This is a genomic window from Paraglaciecola aquimarina, assembly GCF_032464635.1.
In the GTDB taxonomy this organism is placed as follows: domain Bacteria; phylum Pseudomonadota; class Gammaproteobacteria; order Enterobacterales; family Alteromonadaceae; genus Paraglaciecola; species Paraglaciecola aquimarina.
The window spans coordinates 2,219,696-2,235,291 of sequence record NZ_JAWDIO010000002.1; the positions used below are offsets into that span (position 1 = coordinate 2,219,696).

Sequence of the window (15,596 nt, forward strand, 5' to 3'; positions counted from 1 at the left end):
TTTTTAATTATTGCAATAAGAGAATACAGTTAGTGTCTAAACAAATTCAGGCAATTCGAGGAATGAACGACTGCTTACCAACAGAGACCGCTCTGTGGCAGTACGTTGAATCAACCGTGCGCCAAGTCGTGGCCAGCTATGGTTATCAAGAAATACGTACCCCAATTGTTGAAAGTACCGATTTATTTAAACGCTCAATTGGTGAAGTGACCGATATTGTAGAAAAAGAAATGTACACATTCGCTGATCGCAATTCAGATAGTTTAACTTTGCGTCCAGAGGGAACCGCAAGTGTGGTGCGTGCCGGTAATGAGCATGGTTTGTTATATAATCAACAACAACGCCTTTGGTATATGGGACAAATGTTTCGCCACGAACGTCCACAAAAAGGCCGTTACAGGCAGTTTCATCAATTTGGTGTTGAAGTTTTTGGCTTAGAAGGCCCAGACATTGATGCCGAAGTTATCCTGTTAAGTGCTCGACTATGGAAAATGTTTGGTATTACTGAACATGTCACCTTAGAAATCAACTCATTGGGTTCTGCTGCAGCTAGAGTGGCTTACAAAGAGCAACTTGTTGCGTTCTTAAAAACCAAAGAGTCTGCGCTTGATGAAGATAGTTTACGACGTTTAGAGTCAAATCCATTGCGGGTTTTAGATAGCAAAAATCCTCAGGTTCAGGCAGCAATTGCTGGTGCGCCGAAACTAATTGATTGCTTAGACGAAGAGTCAGCAAAACATTTTCAAGGTTTATGTGAACGATTAGATGACTTAGGTATCCAATACCGAGTTAACCCGTCGTTAGTGCGTGGTTTGGACTATTACAATCGTACTGTGTTTGAATGGGTCACCGAGAGTTTAGGTGCGCAAGGTACAGTGTGTGCAGGCGGTCGGTATGACGGTTTGGTTCAGCAACTTGGTGGCAAAGGTACCCAAGGCGTTGGTTTTGCCATGGGGCTAGAGCGTTTAGTGCTGATGCTGCAAACCTTAGAGCTGGATAAAAACGTCGAGTCGCCAGTCGATGTATATATTACCGCTATGGATGAATCAGTAGAACTTTATGCACGACAAATAAGTGAAATGTTACGAGATGGTGCGCCTCAACTCAGAATTATGAATCACTGCGGTGGTGGTAATGTTAAGAAACAGATGAAGCGAGCTGATAATAGCGGGGCACGTATTGCACTGATTATTGGCCAGAATGAAGCAGAACATCAGCAAGTTGCGGTTAAGTATTTACGTGACCAGCAGGCGCAGCAGACGGTGGCCAAAAGTGAGCTTGGCGAATTTATAACAAATATATTTGCCAAATAAAACGGCAAAACCAAACAATAATATGAGTGTTATCTTTTACGGTAGCCATGTAGTAAGAGGAATATACGATGGAACAGTTTGAAACTGAAGAACAACAAGTTGAAGCAATTAAACGTTTTTGGAAAGAGAATGGCACAGCGTTAATCGTCGGGGCCGTGTTGGGTCTGGGCGGCTTATATGGATGGCGTTATTACAACGACAGCCAAATTGAAAACAAAGAGCAAGCTTCTATTGCGTTCGAGAAAGCGTCAACCGAATTATTAGATAGCGAACAAGGTTTCAGTCAAGCTAAAACGTATATCGACACTCATTCTGATACCGGCTATTCATTGTTGATGGCGTTAGAGTTAGCCAAAAAAGCAATTGATAGCAAAGACCTACCAGAAGCAGCTAAACAATTAGAGTTTGTTGCAGCGAATACGCAAGTCTCTGCTGTTAAATCAGTGGCGCAAGTGCGTTTGGCCCGTGTACAGTTAGAGCAAGGTGATCTGGATGCAGCCCTAGCGACCGCTGAAAAAATTGAAGACGAAGCGTTTAGTGGTGCATCTCATGAAATTAAAGGTGATGTTTACCAAGCACAAGAATTATTCGATAAAGCCCGTGCTGCTTATAGCGCAGCGTTAGAAGGCAATGAACGCAACCCTGTTTTGAAAATGAAACTAGATAACTTAGCCATTTTGGCAAATGGATAGGTGATAATCGTGAAGCGAATTGTAGTCCCTTTGGTCGTTTCTGGTTCTTTATTATTATCAGGCTGTACCACTATCGCAAATTGGTTTTATGATGAAGAAGAGCTTGAAATTCGTCGCTTAAAACCGATTGAGTTAACATTTACTCCTGTTGAAAAGTGGTCTGTTGATTTGGGAAAAGGCGTTGGAAAATATTTTTCAAAGTTAAGTCCCACCGTTAACTATGGCAAAGTGTTTGCCGCAGACCGACATGGTGTTGTCGCTGCCTATGATCAAGAAACAGGAAAGCAAGTTTGGCGTATTAACTTGGCAACATATGAAGGTGAGGGTTTAACCGCCAGCGTGAGCAAATTGTGGTCAAGCGGTATTCCTGCAAAAATATCGGGTGGCGTAAGTGTTGCCTATGAAACTGTCTTCTTTGGGACCGAAAACGGCGAAGTGATCGCTCTTGATGCTAACACCGGTGAGCAAAAATGGGTAACGATCGTTAAAGGCGAAGTATTGGCTCCGCCGGCAATTGATTCAGGTGTCTTAGTCGTTAATACAGGGTCAGGTTTTGCATTTGCTTTAGATGCCTCAACGGGTGAAGAACTGTGGTCTCACGAATCAGATGTGCCACCTCTCTCTTGCGAGGTGTATCAGCGCCAGCAGCCTCTAGCGGTGGTGCGATTATTGGCACTGCAACTGGGAAATTAGTCGTTAACGTAATTGAAACTGGGCAAACTGCATGGGAACAAGTTATTTCCTCAGCAACAGGTGTAACTGAGTTAGAGCGAATAGTCGATATCGACAGTGAGCCTCTGGTGGCAAGTGGTATTATTTATACTATTTCTTATGACGGTACGTTAGCCGCAGTAGAAATGCGTTCAGGTCGAGTGATTTGGAAACGAGAATATAAGTCATATCGAAGTCTGAGCATTTCGGGGTCAACGCTGTTTTTAGTCGACGTAAATAGTTACGTATATGCTTTAGATAGTAGAAACGGTGTCGAGCTTTGGAGTCAAGGCGCACTGAAAAAACGTTTATTGACAGGCGTCACGCCAGTAGGCGAGTATTTAGTTGCTGGTGATGAATACGGGTATTTACATTGGTTTAATCAAAGTGATGGTGCTTTAGTGTCACGTTTGGAAGTTGGCGATGATGATGATGATGAGAGTATTTATGCCGCACCTGTAGTTGATGGTGCAGTGATTTATACTCAAACTCGAGATGGTCAATTAGTGGCAATCGAAACCCCGTAAGTTTAAAAAGTATTGGGCTAAACCCAATAACTATGAAGTTTAATACGGCTAAGAATTATCTTAGCCGTTTTTGTCTACAGGATATGTATTTATGTTACCCGTCGTTGCCTTAGTTGGTCGTCCAAATGTTGGAAAGTCTACTTTATTTAACCGCTTAACTCGCACACGAGATGCGTTAGTAGCAGATTTCCTGGATTAACGAGGGACAGAAAATACGGTAAAGCCGAATACGAAGGTTTGCAATTTATCGTAGTTGATACTGGTGGTATCAGCGGTGATGAAAAAGGTATTGATATGGCAATGGCAGAACAATCGTTGCTAGCTATTATTGAGGCCGATATCGTTTTATTTTTGGTTGATGCGCGGGTAGGTATGACCGCTGCCGATCAAGGTATAGCTGAGCACCTTCGTCGTCAAGAAAAGCCCGTTTATGTCGTGGCCAACAAAGTTGATGGTATTGATGGTGATAGTGAAAGCGCGGACTTTTTTGCTCTGGGCTTAGGTGAAGTCAATCAAATTGCCGCTGCTCATGGTCGAGGCGTGACACAATTACTACAGAGCTCATTGGCTCCACTTGCCGCGCAATTTCCTGATATGCACGTTCCTGAAGAAGACGAGCAAGAACTGCTAGAAGAAGATGCCGAAGAACAATTAGCTCGTTTGCAAGCGCTACCTATTAAGTTAGCGATTGTTGGTAAACCTAATGTAGGTAAATCAACGTTAACTAACCGTATTCTAGGTGAAGAAAGAGTGGTGGTTTATGACCAACCTATAGGACTACCCGAGATAGTGTTTTTATCCCTATGGAGCGGGATGAAAGAGAATACATCTTAATTGATACAGCGGGAGTTAGGCGCCGAAGAAATATTTCTGAAGCGGTAGAAAAGTTCTCGATTGTGAAAACTCTGCAAGCGATAGAAGAATCTAATGTGGTATTGTTTATCGTTGATGCACAAGAGGGGATTACCGATCAAGATCTAAGTTTGTTGGGCTTTATTCTTAATGCTGGTCGTTCGTTAGTGGTGGCGGTCAACAAATGGGATGGTTTAGACAAAGACATAAAAGATGAAATTAAGCGTGAATTAGATGGACGTCTCGGTTTTATTGATTTCGCTCGGCTACATTTTATCTCAGCTTTACATGGAACCGGTGTAGGCCATTTATTTGAATCTGTGCAAGAGGCCTATGCGTCGGCAACAAAACGTATTACTACCTCAATGCTAACGCGAATTATGGATATGGCTCAAGAGGATCACCAACCCCTATGGTTCGTGGTCGTAGGGTGAAAATGAAATACGCCCATGCTGGTGGTTATAACCCGCCTATTATCGTTATCCATGGAAATCAGCTAAAAGACCTGCCAGATTCTTACAAACGTTATTTAATGAATTACTTTAGGAAATCTCTACAGGTAATGGGCACTCCTATCAAAATTGAATTTAGAGAAGGGGCTAACCCATTCGAAACTGACCATAGCAGTTTAAATGATTCGCAACGACGTAAACGTAGACAATTGATGCGTATGCACAAAAAGGCTAAATAACCTGAATCTTGGATAAGCCAGAACCTCTGGCTAACGCTCTTTCTATGTCTAGCGGCGTTGGATTGTTTAGCAATAACACGTTATTAGGTACAACAATCCGTCTTGCGATACACCAAAAATTTCGTTACCGAGTGAACCTTTAGCTGAGGTTATGTAGACAGATACATATTAAACCATTGAATTATATTGATATTGCTTAGCTTAAACGATACTTCTTATCCAAAACTCTGGTTAAGTAAAGCACCATAACATTATCTACAAAAATCAGGTTTAGGCCTGATTTTTTGTTTTCTTTAAGTGAATAATCACTCCCTACTCATAGCACAGCTCAACCCGTGCCTCGGCGACTATAAACTAGGTAGCGAAGGCCTCGAAATTAAGTAAATCTACTGAAGCTAAGCTCACCAACTTACTCTAACCTTCACAGACTGTAGTATTTCAATATAAACGGTTGAGGGATCGAAAATGAATAAAACCATGTTGATAGGGAGCATATTTAGCGGGTTATTTACGCTTACTGCCGGAAGCGTTAACGCAACCTTGTTACTGCCATGGAGAGTATTTCTCTTTCAGGTACAACCTTCGCGTTGCAACCTGAATTGGTCGGTCTTGTTCTGCAAGATGATTCAATTGATGACATTATATTTCCCAGTGGTGGCGGTTTCTTTGGGGTCGGTGTAAGCGTTACCAATCGAGTTATTCGTTCAGATCTTGACTCAAGTGTAATTTTTGCGCCAAGGATAGTTCCGTTTTTAAATAATACCGGTGCCAACTTTTTAATTGATAGGGTGGTAATGGATGGGTATACGGATTTTCTGTTAGATGTAAATTATCGTACCGATGGCTTGGGGGATAGAGGTCCTACAGCAGCTGGCCGTTCAGCCGATGGTAACGAACTCAGTTTTGATTTCTTATTTCCACTAGCAATATCAAATTTATTCCCTAATCCCCAAGAACAAAGTTACTTTTTTTCTATAAAATCAGATGCTAACGCTTATGTAAACACTGGCAGTATGCGTATCTTTGGACGACATCTGGATTATCCTGATGAAACGTTTGAGCTTAACTACTCCGGCTTAGCTGTGCCTGCTATAGGTGGGATAAGTGCAATTGCAGAGCCAGAAGGAGTGATTTACTTGGCTTTTATAGTAAGCTTAGTTGCCAGCTCGAGAGCTCGTAGAAAAAAGCTAATCAGTCAATTTAGCGATTAACAATTTGAGGGCTTAACGCCCTCTTTAAGCCAAGTTAATTCAGTCCTTGGTCAACGACTCACGGTAAACTCACTGACTAATTGTTGCAGTTTACTCGCCGTGGCATCGACTTGATTTGAACTGTTGGCTAGCTCTTGGATCGTGTTGGCCATTCTTGCGGATACTGCAGTTACTTCCTTGACGGTTTGGCCATTTTTAGCACTATTTTGTTCAATTACACTTATTGTTTCGAACATTTTTTGCACTATGTCATGAAGCTCTGCGTTTCCGTTTGAGTTAGCTTCGGTCAGCTTTAAGCTCTCATCTACTTCTTTGACGCCTGATTCCATAAACTGTACAGCTTGCTGAGTTTCACTTTGTAAGCCTTGGATCATGTTTTGAATATCAGTGGCTGCGACCGCTGTTCTTGCTGCTAAATTTCTAACTTCATCAGCAACCACCGAAAACCCTCTACCATGTTGACCTGCTCTTGCTGCTTCGATGGCCGCATTTAATGCAAGCAAATTAGTCTGATTGGTAATGTCTGTTATGACCGAAATAATATTTCCTATCTCGTTCATCCTTGAGTCTATGGAATGCACACTTTTGGCTGTATTATCAACGATATCCCGTATAGCTTGTGTACCTGAACGAGCGTCTTGATAACTTTCCTCTGCTTTGGTGACTACCGCCGCCATAGTCATTTTTAAATTTTCGGCGGTTTCAGCGGCATGTAAGATCTCATTTCCTTGATTGGCTATCAGGTCTTGCATATGCTGCATGGATTGGTGTACTTGGGTCGAGCTGACCAACGCATCTTGGTTGTGATTTAACATATTTTCATTTGTGCGCTTCACATCATGTGAAGCGTAAATAACTTGGCCGACTATTCCATCTAAATTATCAATAAAGCTGTTTATCCAACGACTCATATCGCCAGTTTCGTCATGTTTTATTGCGTCGGTTTCTAGGCGTTGAGTTAAGTTTCCACCGCCTTCGGCAATCGTTCGAATAACAGCTGTCATCTCACTCAAACGAGTAGACACTTTATTGGTGCCAATGCTAGAAAATAATAGGCAACTTATTACTCCTACTGCGGCAGTAATGCCATTGACCGATAGCGTGGTTAGATCAGTGAAGTGAAACAGGCTGGAATTGATGCCTATGGTCGTGGCCATTAATAACAGATACATTTTCATTAAACTGAGATTAATTGAGCGGCGACGGTAGACTTCTTCTAAGTCTCCTTCACACATCATGCCCCATTTATCAAGAGAAGCCAGGAAGACTAAAAGTGACACCCTTCCCAATAACCGGAATATGACGATAATCTGAATACCCTGGATAAGTGACAAATAAATTCTCACCATTTTTGATTGTTTCTCTCACGCCTGGGTGTAGTTCATTAGTAGCGGGATCGGTAAACCGTATTTCAAACTCAGTATGTTTATCTATCTTAACTATGCCGAATTTAGTGTTGACTCCAGATTTCAAATTCTCGCCATGGCTAAAGGCATCGTCTTCAAATCGTGAGCGAGACAAGGCTATACCTGTACTGAATATTGGGATCAAATTTAGCGTCAACCATAAATAGATAGTTGTCACCTGATTCAGAATATATGTGGCCAGCCTCACGTTGAATAATATCACCTAGTACATCATTGGGCACACGGCCACACAAAAATAGACTGGATTGGTTTGCCAATTCAATTGGCAAATAGAACATTAGTGTCACTTCATCATGAAACTTAGAGCTGGATGGACCAATATTTAAAGTGTCCCTATCAATATAAGGACCATGTAAAAAGCGTTTTGAATTTGTGGCTTGTTTTATCGCACTGTGTTGATCGTGTATTTTGCCAATTCTTGGCTCATAGCTAGACGCGAGAATATAGCCTTTGTCATCAATGACAAATAGTTCAGAAAAATCTGCCAGCTCATTACACTTACTATTTAAGCAGTATTTTAGGCCTGAGGATTCATATTGCACCAAGATTGATTTTATTGCACCAAGATGATCCCATTGGCTATTTGCCCATACTTTCAGTAACTGCACCCTAGTCGCAGCTATTCCCTCGAAAGTCTGCTCAATAACGGGGTAAATACTCTTATTTAGGTAACATGAACGCCCGAGAGATAGTTTTCCGTTTTCACCAAACCAAGGTAACCAAGCACGTTCCTTTGAGGTTAACTGCATAGATGAACTTTTTAAATTCATTAGCTTAAGTCCTTTACTATTCAAATCAAAATTAGACGTAATTTTTTAGCAAGATTTGCACCAAAATGGTAAATATATTTCAGGGTAACGAAGATTTTGCTATGAATAGGTGCAAGCCTTATTTATGTTAAAGAAAATGACCTAAATTAACAAAGGTCTTTTTTACAAAAAGTGCAATGAATACTGCCAGTTATCGATTACTAGAGAATGAGGGAGCGGTTGGGCGTAACAGTTATAGAGATGTTGTTACGCCCTTAATGTTAGAGTGCTAGAGCTGTAGTGATATCGGCAATTAGCGCTTTGTCCGAAGGTTTCACTTTAGAAGGATAGACATTGACAACTGTGCCAGTCTTGTCCATTAAGTATTTATAAAAATTCCATTTAGGCGCTTGCCCAGCTTTCTTCGCTAACATTCGGTATAAGGGGTCAACATTGTCGCCTTTGACTGAGGTGGTCTCAAACATAGGAAATTTCACGCCATAAGTAAGTTGACAAATTTCCCCTGTTTTTACTTCGCTGTCGGCTTCTTGATTAAAGTCGTGTGAAGGAAACCCTAAGACCACTAAGCCATCATCTTTATATTCATTATACAACGCCTCCAAGCCTTCAAATTGAGGGGTAAAGCCACAATAACTAGCCGTATTCACAAATAATACAGTTTTACCTCGGTAAGCTTCACATAAGTTAACCGTATCTTGGGAGTTAAGTTTACGTTTAACAAAAGTGAGTAAGTCGGGGCAACTATTCGCCGCCATAGCTGTTGTTGTAAATCCGGCTAAAACAAGCAATGTTGCGCTAAGTACGATTTTTTAAAGGGGTGGGTGATTTCATTTGCAGTGCCTATTAGGTCATTTGGGAGTTTTCAGTGTATGCCAATAGTGGCATTCGTATCTATCAGACTATTAAATTTTTGCATACCAACCTTGCAGATACAACAAATCCTTAAAGTATCACTATGTCAATTATTTTATTTTACTCGTGAAATAATGGTCTCGTAAATGAAAAAGTATTTGGGTCCTACGTTGTTGTGATTACTCTTATGAAACAGAGGTATAGGCAAATAAAGTTGTTTGTTAACAATGTAAAGTTTTCAATTTATTGTTTGTAACAGGCTTTTTCTTTGAGATCTTACGTGATATTGTGTGTATAAGGTTGTATTTGTACTCTAAATTGTATGGTTTGTTGTTTTTTTGTAATTTTGAGTATCTTGTATGGCTGCAGTTCTTATTTCGGTTTTGCTGATATTGATTCTTATAGAGAGTCTTTCGGTATCATTGATTTGAGTCGATAACTATAAATCTAATTTTTACTCTGAATATTGTGATTGTGTATATGAAAAATAGGGGTGTATGCCCTCAATCACAATAGAGAGAATTAACACGATACAACATGCAATGGAGGCTACTCAATGGTAAGTCATTTTAAGGTTAAGCCATTAGTACTAGCGATAACGACACTTTTAACTGTAAATCACACGGTATATTCAGCAGAAGATAAGACTGAAAAGGGTGATGAAACAGAAGTAATTGAAGTCACGGGATATAGAGGTAGTGTACTTAAATCTATCTCTGATAAACGTAATCAAGGCACTATAGTTGACTCTATATTTGCTGAGGATATTGGTAAGAACACCGACCAAAATATTGCTGACGCTTTATCTAGGGTGACAGGGGTGTCAATTCAAACCGAAGACGGTGAAGGGACGAAGATTTCTGTACGTGAGAACCGAGTCTAGCTTTAATAATATTAGCTTGAACGGGGTTCAGCTAACTAGTAATGATGGGTCCTCTTCTGTTGATTTGAGTAGTTTCTCATCTGATATTCTTGCATCTATCCAAGTTTACAAAACTTCTAGTGCAGACCATGACGAAGGGGCGTTGGGGGCCAACGTTGTATTGAAAACGCCAAGCCCGTTAAGTTTTGCAAAAGATAAACGTAGTCTTGAAGTGCAATATCGAAATAATGAATTTTCTGATAAAGAAAACTACAAAGTTGCCGGTACTTTTTCCCATAAATTTAATGATAAATTTGCCGCAATGTTTACTGCTGCAAAAGAAACTCAAGACATTAGGCGTGACCAATTTCAAGCTTCTCCAGACGAAATTTTTGCCTAGGCAGGCCGCTATTCAACAACAGATAACAGTGACACTAGTGTTGGTGTAGGCGGTCTTGTATACAAAGATATGAAGTATCAAATGTTTCGCAACGCCAGAGACAGAGATTCACTTAATGCGATATTTCAATTTGTACCAAATGAAAATACCGAAGTGAAGTTGAGCCTTAGCGCCTTTAACCAAATTGTTGCTAACAATAACCAAGAAATAATGGTTTCCCCGTTATATGCCAATGGCTACTCACGAGATTTAGACGAAAGTTCAGGTAATGTTGACGGTGACAATTATTATGATCCTACACCCGGTTCAGATACCAGTGATAGGGTACTCGATCCACAAGAAGATTGGTGGACTTATAATCCACAGAGTCGACGTTTTGATAAATTTTTGAATCGTCAATCGTTCGGCCGAAACAACGAATCAGTAAGTAATACAGAAACAAAGAATAAAGTAGCAACCCTAGCATTAAAGCACTACTTTACCGACGATTTTAAAATGGATCTAAATCTAGGTTACGCAAAAACAAATTTAGATTTACTGCTAGTGTCGGGAAATACTTTGGGTATCAGTACTAGAAGGTTGACTAACAATCAAAAATTTGAAATTCCATCAGATCAAATAATCCCCAATGGTTACGATTGTACGCTAGAAAAATGCCAAATGGTGGTAGTGCCACCTGAATTAACTTTAGGGTCTCAACCAGATGGCGTGGCGGGTGATTCTGCTAGTGCTTATGGCGGATTTTCACCCACAGATCCTTACGCTAATACTGTGCAACAAATCACCCAAACTCAAAGGCGAACTCAAGACACCAACAAGTCAGTGTATCTAGATTTTGATTGGGATTTGGAATTCGAACACGTAGAAAAAGTTGAGTTTGGTGCTAAGTGGTCAAAACGAGTTAAAGAATTTGAGTCGCAGTGGATCCAAATTACCAGTAACACAACCACACATTACAACACTGCGCAAGTGGATGAGAATGGTGATTATCAACAATTAACCCCTGTCAATACGTGGCAAGTATTCTCACAAATACCCATTGCTGACGTGGCGAGTGAAACGCCTTTTGTGCCTGATGGGTTTATGAACGGCTTAGTCGGTAATAACTCCGCTTACTCAAGTGATTTTTTAAATGGTTGGACCCTCATTGATACTCAAAAAGCAGCGTTAAAACTATACGAAGAATACAATGATGGGCAAGATATTCGTTTTGACGATCTATTATGGGTGCCTGACAATACAACCCGCGCCGATGTTGAGCAAGAAACTGCTTCATTGTATGCAAAAGCTAACTTTTCGTTTTTAGATGGGCGTTTAAGCGGCGACTTTGGTTTACGGTATGTAGAAACCGAAGTTGAAGTCATTCAAGATCAGACTTCTGTCAGCTACCACGGCAGTCCAAATATGTGGACTTGGCACGAAATGAGAGATTCGGGCCTATTTGGAAATGCGGCTGATGAATGTAGTACATTCCAGCGGGATCCATACAATGAAGGACAAGTTGTTCGAATCGATCAAGGTCCAGCTGGCAATCCTTTTACTTGGACTGATTCCTTTGACGGCAGTTTCCAGACGGTTAATCGTTACGATGCAAATGGTAATCCTATTATCTTGCCGGACAAGGAGTTTGTCGAAGGCGGCGTAATATATAGTGATGTGGTCAGAGGCGGTGATACGAGAGTGGCGGGTGATGTTGTTGAAGCGCAATACTCAATAGATCCCAATAGTACACTAAAGTGTTATGACCAGAGCTTTTCTGGTTTAGCCAATGCGTGGACTAGTGCTGCAGCACCGACTGCTAGACCTGACACCTTTTCAGATATTTCAACCTCTGGTGAGGCAGGTCAGAAAAACCGACAATACGCTGCGACATTAATGCACAAATATACCAACTTGTTACCCAGCTTGAACGTTAATTATATTTTCAATAATGATTTGATTGGTCGTTTTGCTGTGTCAAAAACGATGGCTCGCCCTAGGTTTGAAGATGTCAGAGCGGGTTTCTCATTTAGAGAGACTGAAGAATCTGATAGACATAGTATTACCGGCGCCAGTGATCCTGAAATAGAAGCAATGGTATCAACGAACTTAGATCTATCATTGGAGTGGTACTTCAATAAAACAAGTCAGGTTTCTATTGCTTACTTCAGAAAAGATATTGACGACTATGTCGATAGAATCAATACCGACGTTTACGTAGCAGATATTCGTAGAGACTACGGTATTGAGGGGTTAAGTCTTGACGAGTTCATCATTCCAATTGTTGAATCGGAAAGATTGAAAAGTGAAGAAAACATGCTTAGGCCAGGTGAAACCCTAGCTTCTAGAGGATTAGGTGATGATCAACGGATGTGTCATCCCGATCGTATTACTAACTTAACTTGGGATAATCAATCTGAGTGGGTAAATAACTGCGCTATTGTTAATCTGCAATATAAAACGAATGGTGCACAAGCCAAAGTCGAAGGATTAGAGTTTACTTATCGCCAGACCTATGACTTCTTGCCTGGCATTTGGTCTGGTTTAGGCTCAAATGTTAACTATACCTACGCTAAATCTAATTCAGATCCTGTTTCGTTAGCACTGACCGGTCAGTCAGATATTTCATCTGTCCCTCAATCGTTTACGCCCAAACACACTTTGAATACTTCGTTGTATTGGGACAAGTTTGGTCACTCTGTTCGACTTACTCATCGTTATAATTCAGTACAGTTCGTCAGTAGACAATTTACCGACTATTTGGAGTGGGAAGACTCTAAAGAAAGTTTAGACTTAGCTGTTAATTATAAGATCAATAAGAATCTGACACTTCGTTTTGATGCTCTTAACTTAGGGGACGTAAAAGTACGCCGATTCTTAACGGCAGATGGCGTATTACTTGATCAAGTTGATGCTAATGGCGAGCGCTACTTAGCAGAATACACCCAAGGCAACCCAATGAATGATTCTTCAGTTGATACTGACTTTACTCGTACAGAGTACCGTACAGGTAGACATTATAGACTGAGCATGCGGATGAATTTCTAGTATTGCAAAGAATCGAGATAGTTTCGAAATAAGAGTTCGCTCGATTAACTTCGAGCAATAAGGATAAATTAGGTACTAATTATGAAATTTAAAATCATTTTTTTATTGGTTTCATCTGCTCTGCTAGGCGCATGCGGCAGTGACAATGATGACGATGGTGGGGTGAGCCCGAAAGCGATTGTGCCAGCAGATAGTAATGGCGATACGACGCTTTATCTAGAGTTTGTAGAGGAAGATCCTGTTGCCAGTATTGATTTGTTAGAAGGAGTCGATCTACAAGGGAAACAAGGGTTCGCAACGAATATCGTCTGTCAACTTGATCCAGAAACAGGAGAGACGAAGTTAGATGAGGAAGATAAGGAAATTTTGATCCCCGAAGGTGGTTTGTTTACGCGAGCCCAGTTTATGGAGATTGATCCTTCAGTGTGGGCTAACGAAGTTAAATACACCTTAGATGGGCCAGAGGAAATTATCTACACCTGTACTTATTCAATTGAAAACTTCGCGTTTGAAGAAGTTGAAACTGAGACAGACGAGGGGACAGTAACGGAAGTACTACCGGTTTCTGTAGACCGAAATGTAGAAATCAAAATTATTGCTAAAGAGCATTTAGCAGAAGAAATAGTGGCGTCCCACTCTGAACAAATTGAAGTGCCACTTTCGTTGTCACAATTTCAATTTAAAACCATTAAAGTGTTACCTGTTGAAGCATCTATTAAGAATGTCGAATTTAGCAGTGATAATACAGACGTGCTTGAAATTGATGAGGTAACCGGGATTGCTACACTCAAATCAGAGGGAACGGCCACTGTCACAATTGCGACAATGTCGATGGATAATCCTATCGCTGTTACTAGAATTGTGAATGTTGTTGGGTCAACCAGCAAGCCTATTGGTGTGCAATTTTTAAATTCTGCCAATGAGCCTACATCTACTTATCAAATACAAGAAAACACGAGCTCTCAACTCAATGTTGAAGTGTTGTTTCAAGAAGGGGTTGATACCTCTTCTTCAAACAAAACATACCGCTTTGAATCGTTAGACGAAAATATGCTAACTATCGACGAAAATGGTTTGTTAACTGCAGCTTATACAGTGGGTACTGGTAAAATCGCAGTGTTTACAGATGAGCAAGAGTTTGTCACATTTTTGACCGTGGAAGTCATAGGCGACCCAAGTGTCATTAAGTTACATAACTCGGATTTTGAGTCGGGTATTTTTGGAGAGGCAGGAGACTGGCAAACCTATGAGCAAGTAGTTGGTGGTTCTCCACAAGAACAAAGCAAGAGTGTTGAAATTAATGCTATTGAGCCTTTAGATGGAAACTATGACGTAAAAGTTATTTCAGAAAACGTACTTCGGTATAGACAATCAGGCATTGTGCTGAGATTTTATGATAGTGAAGAGCGCGATGAAGAGGAGCACCTGTTATTCACGCCAACTCTCCACCATTTATCGGTGAATTCGGCAAAGATACTACCTATGTATTTGAATATCGTACAAGTGTTGAGTCTGATAAAGCTAACAATAGTGCCCATGTAAGAATATGGCATCAAGGTACGGGAGCGGTAACGCCAACTAGTGCTGACGACCCTTATTTCAATACAGGGCAATCGGCTGCAAAAATACTTTGGGGAGCGTTAGGGCCTCAGGTCAATAAGCTCAAGCAGCATGAGTTTACGATCAGTGGCCGTAAAAAGTTATATCAAATTGTATTGTTTGCCAATAATACCAGCGCAGGAATTGATAGCCTTGAGTGGAACATTGATAACATTCGATTCTATAAGAAGGAAGAGCAGTAGATTGTTATTAGGTGTAAATACCCCATAAAAATTATGCTATTGCTACTCATGCCGTTCATTTAAGGTGAGCGGCATTTTTTTACATACAACGAGCTAGTAATTGCCAATTTTTGTTGTTTTCGCTTTGTGCTAACCGAAGAGTTGTCTAGTCGGCACGGCTCTCACTAAACTGTTTACCTACTGCTAATGTTAGTGACGCTGTTCGTAGTTAACCTGAGTTCTGGTCTCATGCCAGTTTTACTAAATTCTCGCTGAGTGTACATTCTCTATTGGAGTGGGTATAAGGCTCAAATCGTTGCTCAATTCTAGAATTTGCGAGACAAACATAAAAAAATCCGATAAACCATGTTTATCGGATTTTTACTTATTCAGCAGAGTGTTGAATGGCACTTAAAACGTATACTTCGCTATAAGTACTAGACACTGCTTAAGGGCGGAGCTCATAAGCTTACGTCTATA

The 15,596-nt window shown here is 40.7% G+C and carries 13 protein-coding genes and 2 pseudogenes; 11 read left to right on the plus strand and 4 right to left on the minus strand.

Going from position 1 to position 15,596, the window contains the following annotated elements:
* Positions 1–32: 32 nt before the first annotated feature.
* The 7 genes and pseudogenes from hisS (at position 33) to RS130_RS11180 (ending at position 5,997) form a co-directional block, all read left to right on the plus strand.
* Complete coding sequence (gene hisS / locus RS130_RS11140) at positions 33–1,313, plus strand: histidine--tRNA ligase (protein WP_316026015.1); 1,281 nt, start codon at positions 33–35, stop codon at positions 1,311–1,313.
* A gap of 68 nt (positions 1,314–1,381) precedes the next feature.
* Positions 1,382–2,005, plus strand: coding sequence for a YfgM family protein (locus tag RS130_RS11145; RefSeq protein WP_316026016.1), 624 nt, complete (start codon positions 1,382–1,384; stop codon positions 2,003–2,005).
* 9 nt (positions 2,006–2,014) lie between these two features.
* A pseudogene (bamB, locus tag RS130_RS11150) lies at positions 2,015–3,243 on the plus strand (outer membrane protein assembly factor BamB).
* 87 nt (positions 3,244–3,330) lie between these two features.
* Positions 3,331–4,074, plus strand: a pseudogene (locus RS130_RS23770) (GTPase); the annotation flags it as partial.
* A complete protein-coding gene (locus tag RS130_RS11170; RefSeq protein ID WP_316026017.1) occupies positions 4,047–4,529 on the plus strand; it encodes a GTPase in 483 nt (160 codons plus the stop codon). The pseudogene RS130_RS23770 and the gene RS130_RS11170, both read left to right, overlap by 28 nt.
* Before the next feature lie 2 nt (positions 4,530–4,531).
* Complete coding sequence (locus RS130_RS11175; RefSeq protein WP_316026018.1) at positions 4,532–4,786, plus strand: hypothetical protein; 255 nt, start codon at positions 4,532–4,534, stop codon at positions 4,784–4,786.
* A 551-nt stretch (positions 4,787–5,337) separates the two neighbouring features.
* Positions 5,338–5,997 carry a hypothetical protein gene (locus RS130_RS11180; RefSeq protein WP_316026019.1) on the plus strand — a complete coding sequence of 220 codons (660 nt, stop codon included), beginning with the start codon at positions 5,338–5,340 and terminating at the stop codon, positions 5,995–5,997.
* Positions 5,998–6,047: 50 nt separating this feature from the next.
* Here the strand turns inward: RS130_RS11180 and RS130_RS11185 are convergent, their stop codons facing one another.
* The 4 genes from RS130_RS11185 to RS130_RS11200 form a co-directional block, all read right to left on the minus strand.
* The gene (locus RS130_RS11185; RefSeq protein ID WP_316026020.1) at positions 6,048–7,235 is read right to left on the minus strand and encodes a methyl-accepting chemotaxis protein; all 1,188 of its coding nucleotides are present in this window, start codon (positions 7,233–7,235) and stop codon (positions 6,048–6,050) included.
* A 10-nt stretch (positions 7,236–7,245) separates the two neighbouring features.
* Positions 7,246–7,518 (minus strand): hypothetical protein, encoded by a 273-nt coding sequence (locus tag RS130_RS11190; protein ID WP_316026021.1) that lies wholly within the window; start codon positions 7,516–7,518, stop codon positions 7,246–7,248.
* Positions 7,499–8,194, minus strand: coding sequence for a hypothetical protein (locus RS130_RS11195; protein WP_316026022.1), 696 nt, complete (start codon positions 8,192–8,194; stop codon positions 7,499–7,501). The genes RS130_RS11190 and RS130_RS11195 overlap by 20 nt, the downstream gene beginning before the upstream one ends.
* A 260-nt stretch (positions 8,195–8,454) precedes the next feature.
* Complete coding sequence (locus RS130_RS11200; protein ID WP_316028034.1) at positions 8,455–8,949, minus strand: glutathione peroxidase; 495 nt, start codon at positions 8,947–8,949, stop codon at positions 8,455–8,457.
* A gap of 653 nt (positions 8,950–9,602) precedes the next feature.
* On the opposite strand from RS130_RS11200, the gene RS130_RS11205 reads away from it, so the two are divergent.
* The 4 genes from RS130_RS11205 (at position 9,603) to RS130_RS11220 (ending at position 14,877) form a co-directional block, all read left to right on the plus strand.
* Positions 9,603–9,929 carry a TonB-dependent receptor plug domain-containing protein gene (locus RS130_RS11205; protein WP_316026023.1) on the plus strand — a complete coding sequence of 109 codons (327 nt, stop codon included), beginning with the start codon at positions 9,603–9,605 and terminating at the stop codon, positions 9,927–9,929.
* Positions 9,913–10,308 carry a hypothetical protein gene (locus tag RS130_RS11210; RefSeq protein WP_316026024.1) on the plus strand — a complete coding sequence of 132 codons (396 nt, stop codon included), beginning with the start codon at positions 9,913–9,915 and terminating at the stop codon, positions 10,306–10,308. Before RS130_RS11205 ends, RS130_RS11210 begins: the two co-directional genes overlap by 17 nt.
* 69 nt (positions 10,309–10,377) lie before the next feature.
* Positions 10,378–13,335 (plus strand): TonB-dependent receptor domain-containing protein, encoded by a 2,958-nt coding sequence (locus RS130_RS11215; RefSeq protein WP_316026025.1) that lies wholly within the window; start codon positions 10,378–10,380, stop codon positions 13,333–13,335.
* Between the two features lie 81 nt (positions 13,336–13,416).
* The gene (locus RS130_RS11220) at positions 13,417–14,877 is read left to right on the plus strand and encodes a hypothetical protein (RefSeq protein ID WP_316026026.1); all 1,461 of its coding nucleotides are present in this window, start codon (positions 13,417–13,419) and stop codon (positions 14,875–14,877) included.
* Positions 14,878–15,596 lie beyond the last annotated feature (719 nt).

Bases quoted from the DNA above. Each gene is read 5' to 3' on its own strand.
- RS130_RS11220 (WP_316026026.1), top strand. From the start codon at position 13,417: ATGAAATTTAAAATCATTTTTTTATTGGTTTCATCTGCTCTGCTAGGC.
- RS130_RS11195 (WP_316026022.1), bottom strand. From the start codon at position 8,194: ATGAATTTAAAAAGTTCATCTATGCAGTTAACCTCAAAGGAACGTGCT.
- RS130_RS11175 (WP_316026018.1), top strand. From the start codon at position 4,532: ATGAAATACGCCCATGCTGGTGGTTATAACCCGCCTATTATCGTTATC.
- RS130_RS11145 (WP_316026016.1), top strand. From the start codon at position 1,382: ATGGAACAGTTTGAAACTGAAGAACAACAAGTTGAAGCAATTAAACGT.
- RS130_RS11205 (WP_316026023.1), top strand. From the start codon at position 9,603: ATGGTAAGTCATTTTAAGGTTAAGCCATTAGTACTAGCGATAACGACA.
- RS130_RS11200 (WP_316028034.1), bottom strand. From the start codon at position 8,949: ATGGCGGCGAATAGTTGCCCCGACTTACTCACTTTTGTTAAACGTAAA.
- RS130_RS11185 (WP_316026020.1), bottom strand. From the start codon at position 7,235: ATGATGTGTGAAGGAGACTTAGAAGAAGTCTACCGTCGCCGCTCAATT.
- RS130_RS11180 (WP_316026019.1), top strand. From the start codon at position 5,338: ATGGAGAGTATTTCTCTTTCAGGTACAACCTTCGCGTTGCAACCTGAA.
- RS130_RS11215 (WP_316026025.1), top strand. From the start codon at position 10,378: ATGAAGTATCAAATGTTTCGCAACGCCAGAGACAGAGATTCACTTAAT.
- RS130_RS11170 (WP_316026017.1), top strand. From the start codon at position 4,047: ATGGAGCGGGATGAAAGAGAATACATCTTAATTGATACAGCGGGAGTT.